The following is a 17,675-nucleotide window of genomic DNA, read 5'->3' on the forward strand; positions in this document are numbered from 1 at the left end:
GTAGCCTGGAATGCCTATGACAACCACCGCAAATACTACAACTCCCACCCCGAAGAACTCGCCAAACTAAACGCGCTAGTCCAACCACCGACAACTGCTAATACTGCAGCAGAGTCAGAACAGCCAACCTAGAAGTACAACCAGGTCCCACCAGCAAGGTTAGAGATCTAACTTCTCGTCACGGGGCTTCACGATTTTCCCAAAAGTCGTGAAGCCCCGACCTGATTGAAATACTGAAATTATGTTTGTCTCCCAAGTTCGTGAACAGCTCGCTAAAGCCATTCGTAAACGCGTGGCTGGGTCTGAGCGAAAAGACCGAGCCGACCTCATTTAACGCGCTCCCGCAGAACGTTGCTTCACGAACGCGGACCCAATCGTGAAAGCACAGGGTGCTCCCACCATGTACACTGGCGGAATCCGCGCCCCCCCTGCTACAAAGCCTGCACCCATTGGCAATGGCGAGCGCGGCTAGACATTCTGAATATCAAGATGACCCGTAGGGGAGGGTGTCAGTCCGTTTGTGTAGGGGGACTGATTTACAAGTATGCGGCGAACCCGTCGGGGTAGACCACGGATAGCTGATTGATTGCCTGCTTCTAGTTGCTGGTCTTGCCATCTTCGACAAGTCGCTTGACTCAAGCAGAAGCCCTGGCACCTTCTACAGCGCGGCGGGCAGCACGACAGTCCTCGATGTTACACATCATCAACCACAGCCTCTTCACTGCCGCTGAATCTGACGGGAACTAAACGCAGTTTCGTGTTGCTTTGCGCAGCTCGCTGGCCCCAAACTCATCGAGTACACTTCTAGCTTCATCCTCGTTGACAGCGGTATAGATACCTCGTAGATACTTCGAGACCTCTTTCCGATCGCCCTAGGCTACCCGCCTATTAGCGGCACGAATCAGATGCACCACGCAGGTATAGACCATACGCAGCATATGGGCGCCTGCCAGATCTCGAGGGACACCGATATCAACTGGCCCGTATGCCGAGTCCACGGTTTTGGGATAGGAGCCGTTACGGCCGTTGGCTTGGCCGGCAGCTTCCTTAACAGCTCGGTCGCCATTGACATAGTCCAGGTGTGCATCCATTTGCGCGTTGAGCCCACTATTAATCGCGGCCTGCAACAAACCACGCACCAACTCGTTAGCATCGGCCGTTGATCCACCCAGCTCCTGGAACAGCTTGACGGTTTCCGGGCTCTCCATCAACCAGCGACTGATATCGGCGACACGCTCAGCATCACCATGATTCTTTCGCTCCCCAGACACTTCTGTGTCACCTGACTTCGCGCATCTGATTAACTTTGATAAGCTCAAGCCGTCCTGAACACTTGGAATCAAGCGGTTCGGAAACTAGCGAAATCATTCGGGACGAAGAGGTCGTGGGTTCAAATCCCGCCACCCCGACACACGAGGCTAGGAGTTTGAACCTCCTAGCTTTTTTGTTTCCCGCAAAACTCCGACGAGATGAGGTAACCATGTCTGCGCGGCTCACCTATGACCTCGAAACAAAAATTTCTAGAGCACTAGGCTCGGAAAATTTGCCGGAGCTATCTGAACTTATTGCCGACCTATCCGCCGGCACAGTTCTTGAACTGATGGGGCGCTTTGGTGAGAAGGAGCGCGCGGTCATCTACCGAATGCTACACAAAGACACTGCTATCCGAGTGTTCGACCTCTTGCCGCCATCAATGCAGGCAGACCTCATCGGAAGCCTGCGCGACACTGAAGTTGCAGCGCTTTTTGAACAGATGGACCCAGATGACCGTGCCGAACTACTAGACGAAGTTCCAGCGGTTGTGGCCAGCAACCTAATGGCCGGCCTTTCACCTGAAGAGCTTGAACTCACCGGCATCGTCCTCGGATACCCAGAAGACTCCATCGGGCGGCGCATGAGCCCCGAGTTTGTGCGGCTCCACCCAAACTTCACCGTTAGTGAAGCCATCGCGACCGCGCGCCGAGAACTCGACAACGCAGAAACCATTTACACCCTGCCCGTTGTCAGCGACCAGCGAAAACTCGTGGGCATTGTTTCGCTCCGTGACCTCATGCGCGCAACCGACGACACCCTAGTGGGTGCCATCATGTCTCGCCCCGAATACGTGAGCGCTACCGACTCCGCGGAACTCGCAGCGCGCAGGTGCGCAGATCAACGCCACCTCGCCCTCGCAGTTGTTGACGCCGAATCCCGGCTGGTCGGTATTTTCACCGTTGACGACGCGCTCGCAATTCTTGAAGAAGAAGACTCCGAAGACCACGCGCGCATCGCAGGTACCGAACCTTTGCGCCACCCCTACCTTGCAGCCCCAATCCTATCGATCGTGCGTTCGCGAATAGTTTGGCTACTCGTCCTCGCAATCGGTGCAACACTAACCGTTCAGGTTCTCGAAGTTTTCGAAGACACGATCACGCAAATGGTTGTCCTCTCCGTTTTCGTTCCCCTCCTAATCGGAACGGGCGGAAACACGGGCAACCAGGCGGCAACAACCGTTACACGCGCACTGGCACTCGGTGATGTGCGCCCGCGCGACGTATTAAAAGTGATGGGCCGTGAGATCCGCATCGGCCTACTCCTCGGCTTCATGCTCGGAGCGATCGGATTCCTAGCCGCGTCGGTCTTCTACAGCACCCAGATCGGCATGGTGATTGGCCTAACCCTCTTGGCAATCTGCACTCTAGCTGCAACCGTGGGCGGCACCATGCCCCTCATCGCCCGCAAGATCGGCGTGGACCCGGCCGTGTTTGCAAACCCATTCATTACAACGCTGGTGGATGCCACCGGTCTGGTCATCTACTTCCTCGTCGCCAAGGCGGTACTCGGTATCTAACAACCTCTTTATTGAGGCGAAGGGCAGACCACAGCCTCGTAACAAAAAGTTGGAGGGCGCCGCCGCGCCCTCCAACCAATATCAGCTCTTTTCAACCTCTACCGGCTAAAACCAGCCTCTTGAACCGTCTTGCCAATGCGGTTTGCAATACGCTGCTTGACCTCATCGGTAGCCGTCTCGCTAATGAGCTTCGGGTTGCCAAAGGCATCCGGGTAAAGCTCAACCTTTAGCGGATTACGCTTCGTCTTTACGATCCACCAGATGTGGTAGACAAACAAGCCCGCGTTGAACACGAGCGCCAAGAAGGCGATGGTGAACATTGCCGTCGGGTTTTGGCTGTGCTCGTGCGCGAACTGAGTCTCATAGGTAAACCGTGGGAACGTGAGCACAAATGCGGACCAGAACGTGAGGGTGTAAGCCCGGTACTGGATCCAAGCACCTCGCCCCATCTTCATGAACGCCGAAATGGTACATGCCGCAAGCAGAGCAACGCCCGAATACCACGCGCGATCAGACAGGCAGTTGTACACGTATGCAAAGTTCCACAGGTCGTAGCCGATGATCCACCAAATCGTCAGGTCAGCCCAAATAATGTGCTTGTCCTTCTTCGAAACGTAGATCCCAACCCAGCCCGCAATCATGATCATGTTCAAAATGCCTGCGATGGCATTCATGATGTTCCACGGGCCACCCATCGTCCAGATACCGCTAACCGGATCTGCACCATGAATGCCATAACACTGGAAGTCGCGAATCACGGCCTCAAGAATGTTGACCGCCAGAATGAACGGCGGAATCAACAAATAGTAGTTGTTACGCCGCAACTTCGGGAAGTACTGCAGCGCCACAAGAGACAGTGAACCGAGGAGAGCGGAGTATTGCTTAACAATCGCGAACCAGCCTGCACTCTGAGTTCCCTGCGTTGAGTAGGGCCACCAGAAAATGGTTAGCAGTACGGGGATGACAATGAACAAAGCAATTGCCGCCCACTTGCTACGCACCGCTATCCAAGCCAGGAACGCCAAAGCGGTGATCACAACGGCCAGCATCGCGTAATCCCACCACTCACCTACTTCAAAAAAGAAGAGATTGGCCTGCAAAGGTAACACGGTTAATTATCCTTTCCCCATCCGGGAAGGTACGTCTTCTCCATCTTCTGGCGAATCTGCTCGTCCCAGCTGAACTCCGGCTCGGACCAGCCGTCGAAGTATTCCTTATCAACACGGTCCGCCCACGGCGAATCCGGGCCCGTTGGCGGCCAATCCGGATTGTCGGTAACCGGGGGCCTGATCTCCGCAACCGCGGGGGCCTGCCTGCCGTAACGGAACCACTGGGTTTGCGTGTCCTCAAACAGCGGGGTGCCAGACCAACGGCTTACGGGGGTACCCGACTTGAAGAACTCGCCACCCAAAACGCCGCGCATGAACTTCGAGTGCCACTGTTCCTTCTTGCGGAACTCAGCAACGCGCTTCACGTAAATGTTCTGCATGTGCGCCATCACACCGCCGATCAGCTCGATGTTGATCCAGTTGATCGCGTTGTTCCACAGGTTGTCGTCCTCAAAACCAATGCGCCAGTGGTTGATGAGGCGGGTGCGCTCGCCCTCCAGCGGAACCACATAGAAGCACCAGGCCGCAGCGTAATGTTTCATGCCTGGGTAGCGGAACGCGTACGAGCCGGGAGCAGCCGGCGGATTCTTAGTGTCAACCCACTGCACCAGGTACTTGCCCGGAACCACGTCTGCCCACTCCATTGACATGCCGTGGTAGTCAAACGCTGCAATATCGCCTGGAGCAATAGCGTCTGCGTTTTGGAACTCTTCCTGAATCTCGTACTGGTTGAAGAACGGTAGCCGCGCAAACGCTCTTTCTAGGAACTCCGAAGAGTACGAGCCTGCCTTCTGTGCGCCAATCTGCTTGAAAATGCGGTACACGGCGTAGGCCGGCGCATCAATGTCGATCGCATAAGTCGACGAGCGCCCGTTGGTGTAGTTCGCATCGATAATGTCATCAGCGGGATACACCCACTCTTGTTCCGCTTTTGTTGCCTTACCGCTGAACTGGGAGAAGTAAACCATTCCTCCCAATGTTGCGGCGCCGGCAACGCCGGCAGCTTTTAATAACTTCTTCGTCTTTGAAGAGGCCAAATTAATCACCTGCTATTTACTGTGTAAACTTCGACAAAATTTGTGCCAAAGATTTGATGGGTCGTATTACAAATTAGCATTGAGCTACGTTACAAAACCTCAACATCACCTGCAATTTCGTTCAGCTTTATGCGGATTTGCTGAACAAATTTTGAGTTCAAAATTTAGAACTGGCGCAGCGATAAACTTTGAGTGGATTTTACTTATGTGATCCACATCATCCCAACACAGTTATTAAGAAAGTCAGAAAGATGGATTCCCTATTCCTATGGGAGGTCGGACCTCTTCGCGTCTGGGTCATCTGGATAGTAGTTTTTGTCGCGCAAATCGCCATTGCCGAAATCAACAGGCGATGGAACTGGACAATTTTTGCGCTGTGGACAGTAGGCGGCGTCCTTATGATGCCCTACGCTGCAATCGTCGGTGAACCAGTTTTTGGCTGGTTCCCCTTTGGCAAATACGTCCTCATGGTCCTCACCGCAACTATGACAGGAACACTCCTGGTCATAGGTAAACGAAACCCCGAACTAGCACGCAGGTACGCCATTTGGTTTGGTGTAGCGCTGTGGATCGGTCTTGTTTTCAACATTATGGAAGCAAACATCCGTGACGTCGTGATCTACTTCCAAGCAGACACGTACTACCAATGCGCAGCGGACTGGCAGTGCTTGAAGGGCATTAACGACACCCACGCGGCAGACATGCTAGCTGGACTACCCGAGGCGCGCGGAGTTACCGAACCCCTCCACTCGGACGCCTGGTACCAGGCTCTTGCCGCTAACTTCGCAGCCGGCCACGTAGGCATCGACCCCGCAACCGGCTTCCGCACCATCGGTGGATACTGGAACCTGATGAGCGCGGCTGCCGGCCTGCTCAACTGCATCACCGTAACCGGCCTGGGCAAGATCATCGTCTCGTCCAGGGGTAAGCAGAAGGTTCAAGGCCTGCTCTGGGTTGACCAGGTATGGCCCTGGATCATCGCCTACGACCTATGGAACCACGCCTTCTTGTACAACTCCCTGGCGGACTACACGTGGTACTGCACGCTCGCGCTACTACTGGCCTGCACCATCCCGGCATTCACATGGGCTAAGGGGCAATGGATCTGGTTCCGATGCTTCACCCTGGTGTTCTGGATCAGCTTCTACAACTGGTTCCCCTACTTATCAACGCCACCAGGAGCGATGCACAACTTCGCAACCATGGATCCGAATGCGAACATTTTCAGCTCCGGCCTAGCGCTCGCGTTCAACATTGGCGTATTCATCTACTGGCTCTACAAGGTGGTCAAGCACCGTCGCAACCCGATTACCAACGCGCTGTTCTTTGAGATGGGTGCTTTCCGGAACCTCGTTAAGGAACACTGCGACGACAAGGACAAGTACTTCCTCACCGACATGATCCCTGAAACCCCGCGCGAGCTCGGATTTGAACCCGAATCTGACACGCCCCCGGTTGACGGTTACGTAAGCTACATGCCGTGGTGGAAGAAGGTAGACAAGCGTTGGCCTAAGCTACGCACACCGCTTTCTGCCGATCCGAAGCTGGTTGAAAAGGGCGTTCAGTCCGACCCCCGGTGGGACGTGAAGCCAAGCGATAAACAAGTTGAACCGTAACCGATTCAGCTAGATAGTTTCATCACCTAAGCGGGACGCGCAAGACGTGCGTCCCGCTTTTGTGACGCCCTGTCTGAATCTCATAACGCCACTCGCAATAGCCCATATCACGCGCATTAGTAGTTGCCGAAGGGCACGCGCCCCGTTTGCTTGCCGCTCTGCTCGCGTTTAATTGGGGCATGGGTAGCGTTAACTCAGCAAGAAGAAAGAGGTCTTCCCTCCTCCAAAATGGATGGATTCCAGACCAGCACGGATCCTGGCCCATGGCGCTTATGCCACTTGCCGGCGGCCTCATAATTGCTACGCCCAAAACGCCCTCGCACATTTTTCTTGCGCTCGCTTGGATCAGCGGGTTCCTGCTGTTTAGCGTCAGCGAGAAGTACATTAAGTCCCGCTTCCGCCCTCGCTATCGCGCGGCAGTAATCACTTACGGGGTGGTAACCGCAGCATTCACTACCGCTCTGCTTGCAACCTCGCCTCACTTACTTTGGTGGAGCATCCTATTTGCCCCTCTGGTTGGCTACTGGTTTTTCAGTGTGCGCAACCGAAAGGAACGCGAGCTTGCTTCCCGTTTTTCTACGATCGCAGCCGCGGCCCTGGTGCTCCCCGTGGCCGTCAATGTGCCATTGCTGCGGCCGTGGTTCACTCACTTGGACACGCAGGCGTGGCTAATGGCGGGCCTGCTTGGCACCTATTTTGGTTTGACGGTGCCGTATGTGAAGACCCTAATTCGAGAGCGAGGACGTGCCAGTTGGCTGTGGGGATCGATAATCGGACACGTAGTGGCAACCTCGATGGCACTCGCGCTTGCACTATCGGGCTGGATTTCGCTTTGGCACGGCCTGGCATGGGTGGTGGTGTGCGTGCGCGCGGCGCTAATGCCCTGGCTTGCCAAAACTCGCAACAAACCGTGGAGGCCGGCCGTGGTGGGTGTCTTGGAGACAGCTCTTTCGCTGCTGGTGTTCGCCACTTTACCGTGGACCTAAACCCAAGCATCTACTGTCAAGGCGCGGCTGTGGCGCTACGTGCCTAGACTGGAAGCATGAGCTTTTTACTTTTACTGATTGCAAACATGGTTGGCATTTGGTTTGCCAGCCTCATAATTCCTGGCATTACGCTACCTTCTTCTGAGAGAGCCTTGCAGGCCATTTTGATTCTGGCCGTCATTGCGCTGGTCTTCACCGCACTGAACCAGGTTGTGCGTCCCTTGCTGAAGGTGCTCACATTCCCGATCTACATCCTCACCTTCGGCCTGTTCTCCCTGGTGGTTAACGCCCTCATCTTCATGCTGACCGGCTGGGTAACCACTCAGATTGGCTACGGCATGGAGGTCACCGGATTCTGGGCGGCCCTCTTTGGCGCGGTAGTTACAGCAATTTTCTCGTCCATCGCCGGCGCTATTTTGGGCGCCACAGTGGGTTCAAAGAAATAATCTTGCTCTAATCCGGCCAGCGTCACCGCCTTGTAAACGTGTAACGCTGGCCGGTAGTTTCACTATTTGCGGTGAGCCCAAGGGCACGCTCACGCTTCTCATTCCACGCCTGCAAATCCGCGTTCCCCTGCCCCTCCGCGCTTCTCGCATCTAGCGCATACTGGGTTAACGAATGTGCATCTTTCGCCCTCCCGGGCGAATAGACCGCGATTTTCGAAGGTGAGGTTTGCTGCCTCGCCCCATCTAAAGACGCCACAAAATCATCGGCATTCTCATATGAAAGCACGAGCGTTGAGTTTGGAATCGGCATCGTTGAAATGGGAGATCCAGCTGCCACCACACTGGCCACCTGGAAGCGAGTATTGAACACCGGGTTTGCTGCCATCGCGCCTGCCACCATGCCACCCTGCGAATGACCGGCAAGCTCCACCACATCGCCGGGCTGCGCACCCTCCAATTCCAGCGCCGCCATTATCGCCGACTGTTCATCCGCCGGAACCGCAGCCAAGAGCTGCAGATTCGCCTGCAGATCCTTCGGGTTAGGCGTGCCCGGCACCCACTGCTGCGTGCCCCGCACGATTACCGACCAAGATGGCCTGTCCTCCCCATTGTTGTGACGCAAAATCTCAAACTCGCCGTGCGTAGAGTCATCACCCTTTGCGCCTTCAGCAGTTGGATTCATGCGCATTTCTCGCACACGTTCCACCAAATCGCTGGCCTTGCGCGGGGTAGCCACCCTAGAGGGCGGGCCTGAAGTGCCGCCACCGAGCGCCCTCACCGGCAGGATCGTTGCAGTTAACGGCGGGTATAGCACCTGCTGGGCGTTGGAAGAAAGCTTTGCGCCCCGGCGCAAGTTAAACCCCTCGAGGCCGTATTTGTACGATTCGCGGCTCCACACGAGGGCCGGAGTAGCTGATTCAGATCGATGCATGACCAGGTTACCTTTGTATGTTCCCGTTAGCTTCTCAAGCGTGGGGTAAACCTGCGTGAGTATTGCCGCTGAACGCTCCAGTGGAGTGTCCGTACCTCGCTGCAACCGCCCGCGCTGCGCCACGAGCGCAGCGAACGACGTGGCCGCACTTACCCGATAGTTCGTGACGTCAGAAAAGCCCCACGCGGCTGCGGTCAGGGCACGCGCATACCAATCAGCCTTCGAAATGAGGGGACTTAGGTGCTCGCCTAAAAGGCCCATACCTGCCTGTGCGCGCTCAGCTATACCCAGGTTGGTTGGCTGCAGGCCGAGCATCTGTGCAAATGTCAGGGTTGTAGCTGCCTCCGCCCCCTCATACACGTCGGCTCCAAGACTTAAACTCGCCGCTAAACAGCTCATGTTTTCCCGCGCTACCTCCAGCAGTCCGACCACGTCCGACAGCTGCGTGCTTGCGTGCAGGTAGCCTGCTCCTCCCATATCAAGCGCGCCGCTGAACCCGCCGGAAAACAACGGTTCAAACTGGAGGGCTCCTGCGCTTGCCGCCACCCGGGCCCGAGCTGAATCTAGTGCCCCGGTCGCAAGCCCCACTAAGCGCGCCCCATCCCGCACACTTTCCGCATTCACGCGCACCGGCCCCGAGTCGATAAACACTGCACTGCTCACAGTGCCCCCAAACACGCGGCGCTCATCTGCGCGTAGTAGTTCACCCGAGCCGCAACGACGGCCTCTCGCGCGTCAAACAGGCGGTGGCGCAACTCCACCAGTTGCCCTATTTGAGCGCTCAGTTGCGCATTTGCTGCTCTCGCCGCCTCGCCGTCCCAGTCCATGCGCACGCCCGCCGCGTACGAGATCGCTAAATCTAAAGCCTGTAGGCCGGCCTCGGCCTCCAAAATTGCATCCATAGCGCCAAACCTAAGAGCCTTCTCGAGCCCGTAGCACAATCAATATTTGAGGTCGTGGACAAGCTCGCACACGCAAGTGTTGTGGACGAGTAGCCAAAAGCCGGACCGGCGTCCAAAACCTGCCCGCTTTATGCCACGATGAAGACATGGCGTACACAAACGAAACAATGCAAGACATGGCTCAAATGCAGCCCCCAATCGCACTTGGCGCACTAGATGGACGCTACCGCGGCGCGGTGGCGCCACTTACCAACTACTTCTCCGAAGCCGGCCTAAACCGCGCGCGCGTATACGTAGAGGTGGAATGGCTCATCTACCTGCTGGACAACAACGTCCTACCTGGGGCGCCCAACCTCACCGACCCCGAGCGCGACTATCTGCGCGCACTCACCCGCGATTTCAACTCAGGCACCATCGCGGAACTTGCTAAAACCGAGGCCGTCACGCGCCACGACGTCAAAGCCGTCGAGTACTACATCAAGAACCGACTCGAAGCCGCCCCTTCCGAACTTGGCGAAACCAGCCTGCCGAGCCTGCACGAGGTAGTGCACATCTTCTGCACCTCCGAAGACATCAACAACCTGGCCTACGCCCTCGTCATTCAAGCCGGCATCCAAAACGTTTGGCTACCCGCCGCCCGCGCCCTCAAAGATGATCTACTCACCCGTGCCCGCGAGAATGCGGACGTGCCTATGCTTTCACGCACGCACGGACAGCCGGCCACCCCCTCGACAATCGGGAAAGAACTCGCCGTATTCGCCTACCGCCTGGGCAGGCAGATCAAACGCGTAGAAAACACCGAATACCTGGGCAAAATCAACGGCGCTACCGGCACCTTTGGCGCTCACATCATTGCCGTACCAAACGCCAACTGGTTTGAGATCTCGCGCGGATTCGTAGAGCACCTGGGACTCACCTGGAACCCCGTCACCACGCAGATTGAAAGCCACGACTGGCAGGCCGAACTGTACGCCGACATTGCGCGCTACAACCGCATCGCGCACAACTTCGCAACCGATGCGTGGACCTACATTTCGCTGGACTACTTCCACCAAAACCTCGCGGCACAAGGATCCACCGGATCCTCCACGATGCCGCACAAGGTGAACCCCATTCGCTTTGAAAACGCCGAAGCGAACCTAGAGATTTCCAGCGCCCTCCTTGACACCCTCGGTGCCACCCTGGTGACCTCGCGGATGCAGCGCGACCTCACCGACTCCACCACGCAGCGCAACATCGGCGTTGCCATCGGGCACTCGCTACTTGCCCTCGACAACCTCCAACGAGGCCTTGCCGGCATTGACATTAATGTTGAAAAGATGGCCGCCGACCTTGACGGTAACTGGGAGGTGCTGGGCGAAGCCGTCCAGCAGGCCATGCGCGCGGCGTCCATCGCGGGAGCCAGCGGCATGGAAGATCCGTACGAGCGCCTTAAGGAACTCACTCGCGGCAACCGGGTAACCGGCAACCAAATGCGTGAGTTCATCAAGGGCCTGAACATGCCCAGCGACGTCGAGGAACGCCTGCTTGCGCTCACTCCAGCAACCTACGTTGGGCTCGCCGCAGACGTCATCAACTACGTGGACTAGCGCTTGAACGAGAAGGCGCGGACACCGCAAGGGTCCGCTCCTCTTAACAATTCTGACCACGTCGGGCTGGGCTCAGTTAACGGCTTCTTAGAAATACTCACGGCTTCCACGTTGGATCTGAGGCAGGGGCTCCAAACCTCTCATACAGCTCGTAGGGGCGCGCAACCTCATCTGGGAAATCCAAGTCTTTTAAAGTCCACTGCTCGCCCGGACTCGACAGCGTCACCTGTAGCGCAACCGGACTCTTGGGCGCCCCATCCCATACGTAGCGAGCCACGCGCTCCAGCAAATCCGCGGGCGAAACCGGCATTTGCAAGAGCTCAACAGACGTGCGTACAAGCAACGGTTTGCCAAACGACTGCTTTGTCTCAACACCAATATCTGCCAGTCCCGGCACGCGCTCCAACTTGGCGTGCAACGACTTCAACAGCTGCTGATCCTGCCTCGACGCGGCCATCGGCTTCAAATACTTCACCGCTGCCCCCGCACCTACAGCCGCCACCCCCAGGCTGCCAATCAGCACCGGATTACTAATAGTTGGCATTCTGCGCGAGCGACGCGCACCCGCCTCAAACTTGTTCACCGGCAAGCTCTCACCCATGCTGCGCACAACCCTGCGCCACCTATCAATGCCAGGCAGCGGCCGTGGATCAGTCATTGCGCCTCCCTTTACCCATTCTGCGCTCCTTCCATTGTGCCAGCGCCGGCCGCACCAAAGCGGTAACCCGGCGGTCACTAACCTCACTACCAACCAGCGAGGGAGGATAAACACCCTCCGGCATTGCCGCAAACACCTCGATCGCCTCCTCTAAATCAGGAGCCGAACCGCTCAGTAGCTCTTGAACCACCTCATACACATACACACGGCAGGCCTCGTCCTCGCGTGGCAAAAATGGCTCAATGCGCGCCACCATTCGGCCAATCCGCGATTGCGGTGACACTCTTGCGCGGCGCTCCATCAAATGAACTGTTTCCGTATAGGTCGACGACGCATGCGCATAAAAGAGGGCGCCCGTGCGGGGGCGAATCAAATGCCGGCCCACAACCACGCGATCGTCCACCCGGCGACGCGGGCGACCATCAAGCGAGGGAACGACGTCCTGATCATGCTCCAACGTCAAAGCCGCAACATCACGAGACACACGAAGCCTGCGGCCCGGCGTTCCCAAAGTGACCACTGCGCGCACGTTCACCTTCCGCGGATGCCTATCCGCCAAAGAAAGCGCCACCATGCCACCTTGCGAGTGGCCCATTATCACCACCGGCTCGCGCACCATGTCACGCTCACTCACGCTCTCCAGTGCCATCGCGTGGCGAAGCGCCGCCACCACACCCGACTGCATTGCCGACGTGAGGCCCAAAACCTCGCGCGTATTCGTCTCCGAATCCGCGGGATTCAGCGTAGACGCGGGATCCATGTGATCCGTTCCAGGAAGCGAAATCAACCACCTGCGAAGCTGGCCCTCGCCCACACTTGTGATCTTCACCGGCTGGCCCGTGCCCTCAATCCAATACATGTCGTCAATATCGGCCGCCATGTCCGTGAGCGTTCGCGGCGCCTCCAACCTGCGCGGACGCACGTTAGGGGTGCCCGTGGGCAGATCCAAGAACTCGCCATCTCGGTACCACAAATTCGCTGTTACCGTTCCGCCACGGAACCAGCCCACGGCCGTGCCAATGGTCAGATAGCTAACCATCAGCGCTTCAAAATCGCGCTTTGGTACTAGCGGGAGCATTCTTGCCGCCCTGCCGTCCCTATCCAAACCAAGCGCGATCTTCGCGCGCAGGTAGCCCCTGCCAGCCTTTACAGGCACGCGCCACGCCCGCGCAAAAGCCTGCACCACCAGCGTGTCCAAACCCGGATTATCAAAGAACCGACGCTGCGCGTCCTCCAACAACTCCTCGCCCTGGCGAGCAGAGAACTCCCTCATTACGGCCTTTGCCGCAGGAGGTAGCGGGGCGGCCTCGGCAATCATTGAGAGTGCAAAATGCGCCCCCACCTGTGCAACCAGTGGCCCCAACACGTCTAGAGCATCACCCAGCCACATCGTCTCGGGAACCCTGCGCGCCCCGTAATACCTGGGCGTCTGCCGGTGCCTGCGCGGCGTCACATCCGCGTCTTCCGCTATCGGCGAACGCTGCCAAAAACGCCCAGAAAACAGTGCTTCACGGCGCGCGAGAAGTCGAGAAAGCCGCGACCTGCTGGCCATAACACCATCCTTCCGGGACGAAAACACCTGCTTACCAACACCACTTTAGCGCCCCACTCTACCTGTCGACACTGCAAATTTTGCGGACTATTCTTGAATGCGGAATACGCGTTTTGTGCGAATATTCGCGCAAAATTACATCTAGGAGAAGCAAATGGCGAACATTGATCTTGACGTCAAAGGCATGACCTGTGGACACTGCGTCATGTCCGTAACCGAAGAGCTATCTGAAATCGGAGCCGTCGAATCTGTAAACGTAGACCTTTCCGGTAGCGCCGACGTAGCATCCAAGGTGCACGTAAGCACCACCGGCACTGTCAGCGACGATGAGCTGCGCGACGCTATTGCCGAGGCCGGATTCGAACTCGCAGGCATCAACCGATGACCTCAAGCCCGCTGCCAGCCCGAGCTCCACAAATTGGTGAAGCAACCCGCGAGCGCGCCCAGGACCTAAAGAAGAGGTTGATTGTAGCCGCAGTTTTTGCGACTCCTGTGATGGCCCTTTCTATGGTTGCCGCACTCCAATTCCCTGGCTGGCAGTGGGCGGTGGCCGCAATGTCCGCACCCGTCGTGGTGTGGGCGGCGTGGCCTTTCCACGTTGCAGCATTCAGAGCGGCAAGACACGGCTCTTCCACCATGGACACGCTAGTCTCCATGGGCGTGATTGCCTCTACGCTATGGTCTATTTGGGCCCTGTTCTTTGGCGGAGCCGGACATATTGGTATGACCATGAACATGAGTTTCATGCCCCGCCACGCCTCCACTGACCACGCAGAAATCTATTTTGAGGCCGCCACGATGGTGGTCACCTTCCTGCTGGCCGGACGCTACGCGGAAGCCCGCTCGCGCTACCGTGCAGGAGATGCCCTGCGCTCCCTCTTGGAACTTGGCGCTAAATCCGCCAACCGCGTTAAGCCAGAGGGAGGAATAGAGGTTGTACCCGTTGACGCCCTCCAAGTTGGCGACAAGATTGTGGTTAAACCCGGCGAGAAGATTCCCGTTGACGGCACTATCGACACAGGCCACGCCGCCCTCGACACTTCTTTGCTTACCGGCGAGTCCATTCCCGTCCATGTTGGTCCAGGAGACCCGGTAACCGGTGCCACGATCAACACCGACGGCCAGCTGACCATTACCGCTACGCGCGTTGGAGCCGAAACCACACTGGCTCGCATCGGCCAGATGGTTACCGCAGCGCAAGCTGGCAAAGCCCCCGTACAACGCCTCGCCGACCGCGTCAGTGCAGTATTTGTACCCGTCGTTATTGCCATCTCCATCCTGACCCTAATCGGGTGGCTGGTTTTCGGCCCCGGCGTGCAACCCGCATTTACCGCAGCGGTAGCTGTACTCGTTATCGCATGCCCTTGCGCCCTTGGCTTGGCAACCCCAACCGCACTGCTAGTTGGATCCGGCCGGGCCGCTCAGCTCGGAATCGTCATTAAAGGCCCCGAAATTCTCGAATCCACGCGCGAAATCGACACCATGGTTTTGGACAAGACGGGAACTGTAACCAAAGCGCAAATGCACGTAGCATCCCACTTTGGGCCAGACGAGGCTCTGCGCATGGCTGCGAGCTTGGAAGCCGGTTCATCCCATCCCGTTGCCACCGCAATCACAAACGCATTCGAGGCCGACGTCAAAGCCGAAAGATTCGTAAACCATGCCGGCTCTGGCGTCTCCGCAACAGTTGGTAACCAGCGCGTGTTTGTGGGAAACCCCGCGTGGATCCAAGACGTTGGCTTCTCCTTGGAAAAAGTCCAGGAAGCTATTTCAGATGCTCGGCGCGGCGGCGCCACGGTCTCGGTAGTTGCAACCACCGACCTAGCCAATGTGATTTTGGGGGAGGAACACCAAGTAGTAGCGGTGGAAGATAACGATTCTGCGGCCGGCAAATGGACCGTGGACCTTAGTGTTGGAGGGATGACCTGCGCGTCATGCGTGAACCGAGTGGAACGCAAACTCGGCAAAATTCCAGGAGTTAGTGCGCAGGTAAACCTGGCCACCGAAGCAGCTCACGTTGTTCTTGACGACGCGGCGATTACCAATGAGCAACTGATTGAAACCATTGAAAAAGCCGGATACACAGCCTCTTTGACGGGCCGGACCCAAATACGCGAAGGCGGGGCGACACACACATCGGTGACCACTACGGGCTGGCAAAAAGCCCGGGTTAGTGGAGGATTTGCAGCCGCTGTTATTGCTGTTGCGGACGAAGTCAAAGAAACCTCCGCCGAGGCTATCTCGCAGCTGCGGGAGCTGAACATTGAACCTGCACTACTTACCGGCGACAACGAAAATGCTGCCAACCAGGTTGCCAAAGAAGTAGGCATCGACCGGGTTTACGCGAACGTTTTGCCAGATGAAAAGCGCGACATCGTAGCCCGTCTACAAGCTCAAGGACGCAACGTCGCAATGGTTGGCGACGGCGTGAACGATGCTGCCGCTCTTGCCCAAGCTGGTGTTCAAGGCCTGGGCATGGCCATGGGTTCGGGTACCGAAGTAGCAATCGAGGCAGCTGACATCACACTTACCGGCTCCGACCTGCGCTCGGCGGCAACGGCTATCAAAATCTCTCGCAAGACCCTGCGCATAATCAAACAGAACCTGTTTTGGGCGTTTGCCTACAATGTTGCGGCCATTCCCCTAGCCATCGCCGGACTCCTCAACCCCATGATCGCAGGAGCCGCCATGGCTGCCTCTTCCGTCATCGTCGTAAGCAACTCACTAAGACTGCGCAGCGCGGAAAAATAGGTTAAGGCCGCAAAGCAGCCAGGGGGAACGTAAACACCCCGTTTTTCAATGTTGCACTTGGGCCCGTGCCGGTTATTACAGCAAGGAAACGCGGCTCACCCGCATCAATGACCGATGCAGCATCAAGTAACGACTGCGCCCCCTCCTGAATCTGAGAGGCCCCTAACTTAACTTCAACACCGGCCCAGCTCCCGTCTGGGAACGTCAAAATCGCGTCAATCTCCTGACCGTTCGAATTGCGGTAGTGCCGCACCTTTCCGCCAATTGATTCCATACAGACCAGAAGGTCATGTACCACTGCAGACTCAAACAAGAAACCCGTCGTTTGCGGATCCTTATACAAATTCTGCTCAGTTGCATCAAGGGCTGCAGCTGCCAATGCAGGATCCGCCAGATGATACTTTGGCGAAGTCCGTAGCCGAGCCTTTGAACGAAGCTTCGGAGCAAATGCGGGAACCTTCTCAACTACAAACAACCGTTCAAGTAAAGAAACCACATTCGCTGCCGTCTCGGGAGAAAAAGAAGGCGAAACCGAGCGAACATCTTTGGCTAACGTAGCGTAGGAAACTTCAGTGGCAGTATTTCTTGCCAGCGATCTAACTAGCTGCGCAATGGCACTAGGCTCCGTCCGAAGATCAGCTATACGAAAAACATCCGTATGGGTGACCTCATTAAGATACGCGTCCAGCAAAGGCCTCACAGACTTCCCTGAAAACTCCGTTTGAGCTGGAAAGCCGGACTTTAGAATGGCCTCGATAAGATCAGGGTATTCCATTACGGCAGGAGCTGGATCGACGCTAGCTCCCGCAAGTAAATGAGACAAAGATACGTGTCCATCACTGACTCCCTTTTCATGCCAAGTCATTGTACGCATGCGGATCCGGACGAACCTGCCCGCCCCTGTATGACGTGTAATGTCATCGTTTGGAACAGAAGATCCCGTCAAAATGAACCGACCAGTATCAGGAGTAGCATCGACAGCTCGTCTAACCTCGTTCCACAGCTGCGGATCCAACTGCCACTCGTCAAGCAAGATAGGCGAATCGCCTTGAAGAACCAAATCAGGCGCCACCTCAATAAGCGCTCGTGTTTGGCGAGTATCTAGGAAATAGGCAGTATTTGAACTCTCCAAGCCCGTACGGGTCTTCCCACACGCTCGCGGCCCTTCAAGAACGATCGCGCCAGCAATTTTCAATCGCTCTTCAATCAAAGAATCCACCGTTCTAGGCATGTACGGAGCGCGCTGCTTTTTCCCTGTGTTCATAGGA

Annotated in this window: 14 protein-coding genes and 1 pseudogene; 7 read left to right on the forward strand and 8 right to left on the reverse strand. The window is 56.8% G+C overall.

Features of this window, described 5'->3' with window-relative positions; all coding sequences use genetic code 11:
• Nucleotides 1-596: 596 nt before the first annotated feature.
• Nucleotides 597-1,271: pseudogene (locus HMPREF1628_RS08885) on the reverse strand (transposase).
• A gap of 209 nt (nucleotides 1,272-1,480) precedes the next feature.
• On the opposite strand from HMPREF1628_RS08885, the gene mgtE reads away from it, so the two are divergent.
• Nucleotides 1,481-2,830: a magnesium transporter gene (gene mgtE / locus HMPREF1628_RS06650; protein WP_034509775.1), complete on the forward strand. Its 1,350-nt coding sequence runs from the start codon at nucleotides 1,481-1,483 to the stop codon at nucleotides 2,828-2,830.
• Nucleotides 2,831-2,928: 98 nt separating this feature from the next.
• Here the strand turns inward: mgtE and HMPREF1628_RS06655 are convergent, their stop codons facing one another.
• On the reverse strand, nucleotides 2,929-3,939 hold the full coding sequence (locus tag HMPREF1628_RS06655) for a DUF5692 family protein (protein ID WP_034509778.1): 1,011 nt from the start codon (nucleotides 3,937-3,939) through the stop codon (nucleotides 2,929-2,931).
• 2 nt (nucleotides 3,940-3,941) lie between these two features.
• The gene (locus HMPREF1628_RS06660) at nucleotides 3,942-4,907 is read right to left on the reverse strand and encodes a hypothetical protein (protein WP_232219412.1); all 966 of its coding nucleotides are present in this window, start codon (nucleotides 4,905-4,907) and stop codon (nucleotides 3,942-3,944) included.
• Between the two features lie 320 nt (nucleotides 4,908-5,227).
• Between HMPREF1628_RS06660 and HMPREF1628_RS06665 the strand changes: the two genes are divergently transcribed.
• From HMPREF1628_RS06665 to HMPREF1628_RS06675, 3 genes are all read left to right on the forward strand, one after another.
• Entirely contained in the window at nucleotides 5,228-6,592 is a 1,365-nt protein-coding gene (locus tag HMPREF1628_RS06665) for a DUF5692 family protein (RefSeq protein ID WP_034509781.1), read from the forward strand.
• A 179-nt stretch (nucleotides 6,593-6,771) separates the two neighbouring features.
• Nucleotides 6,772-7,578 (forward strand): YwiC-like family protein, encoded by an 807-nt coding sequence (locus HMPREF1628_RS06670; protein ID WP_034509944.1) that lies wholly within the window; start codon nucleotides 6,772-6,774, stop codon nucleotides 7,576-7,578.
• Between the two features lie 56 nt (nucleotides 7,579-7,634).
• Nucleotides 7,635-8,024: a phage holin family protein gene (locus HMPREF1628_RS06675; RefSeq protein WP_034500340.1), complete on the forward strand. Its 390-nt coding sequence runs from the start codon at nucleotides 7,635-7,637 to the stop codon at nucleotides 8,022-8,024.
• A gap of 22 nt (nucleotides 8,025-8,046) precedes the next feature.
• On the opposite strand, the gene HMPREF1628_RS06680 is transcribed toward HMPREF1628_RS06675, so the two are convergent.
• Entirely contained in the window at nucleotides 8,047-9,618 is a 1,572-nt protein-coding gene (locus HMPREF1628_RS06680; protein ID WP_156956925.1) for a hypothetical protein, read from the reverse strand.
• Nucleotides 9,615-9,857 (reverse strand): hypothetical protein, encoded by a 243-nt coding sequence (locus HMPREF1628_RS06685; protein WP_034499716.1) that lies wholly within the window; start codon nucleotides 9,855-9,857, stop codon nucleotides 9,615-9,617. Before HMPREF1628_RS06685 ends, HMPREF1628_RS06680 begins: the two co-directional genes overlap by 4 nt.
• Nucleotides 9,858-10,024: 167 nt before the next feature.
• On the opposite strand from HMPREF1628_RS06685, the gene purB reads away from it, so the two are divergent.
• A complete protein-coding gene (purB, locus tag HMPREF1628_RS06690; RefSeq protein ID WP_034509948.1) occupies nucleotides 10,025-11,446 on the forward strand; it encodes an adenylosuccinate lyase in 1,422 nt (473 codons plus the stop codon).
• Nucleotides 11,447-11,543: 97 nt separating this feature from the next.
• On the opposite strand, the gene HMPREF1628_RS06695 is transcribed toward purB, so the two are convergent.
• Nucleotides 11,544-12,104, reverse strand: a complete 561-nt coding sequence (locus tag HMPREF1628_RS06695; protein ID WP_034509785.1) for a hypothetical protein — start codon at nucleotides 12,102-12,104, stop codon at nucleotides 11,544-11,546.
• The gene (locus HMPREF1628_RS06700; RefSeq protein WP_052038960.1) at nucleotides 12,097-13,656 is read right to left on the reverse strand and encodes an alpha/beta fold hydrolase; all 1,560 of its coding nucleotides are present in this window, start codon (nucleotides 13,654-13,656) and stop codon (nucleotides 12,097-12,099) included. The genes HMPREF1628_RS06695 and HMPREF1628_RS06700 overlap by 8 nt, the downstream gene beginning before the upstream one ends.
• A gap of 154 nt (nucleotides 13,657-13,810) precedes the next feature.
• Here HMPREF1628_RS06700 and HMPREF1628_RS06705 point away from each other — a divergent pair, with 154 nt between their 5' ends.
• Nucleotides 13,811-14,041, forward strand: coding sequence for a heavy-metal-associated domain-containing protein (locus tag HMPREF1628_RS06705; RefSeq protein ID WP_034509787.1), 231 nt, complete (start codon nucleotides 13,811-13,813; stop codon nucleotides 14,039-14,041).
• A complete protein-coding gene (locus tag HMPREF1628_RS06710; RefSeq protein WP_034509789.1) occupies nucleotides 14,038-16,407 on the forward strand; it encodes a heavy metal translocating P-type ATPase in 2,370 nt (789 codons plus the stop codon). Before HMPREF1628_RS06705 ends, HMPREF1628_RS06710 begins: the two co-directional genes overlap by 4 nt.
• A gap of 1 nt (nucleotide 16,408) precedes the next feature.
• On the opposite strand, the gene HMPREF1628_RS06715 is transcribed toward HMPREF1628_RS06710, so the two are convergent.
• Complete coding sequence (locus HMPREF1628_RS06715) at nucleotides 16,409-17,671, reverse strand: ATP-binding protein (RefSeq protein ID WP_034509791.1); 1,263 nt, start codon at nucleotides 17,669-17,671, stop codon at nucleotides 16,409-16,411.
• Between the last annotated feature and the right edge of the window lie 4 nt (nucleotides 17,672-17,675).

It is taken from the genome of Actinomyces sp. S4-C9, assembly GCF_000758775.1.
Classification (GTDB): domain Bacteria; phylum Actinomycetota; class Actinomycetes; order Actinomycetales; family Actinomycetaceae; genus Gleimia; species Gleimia europaea.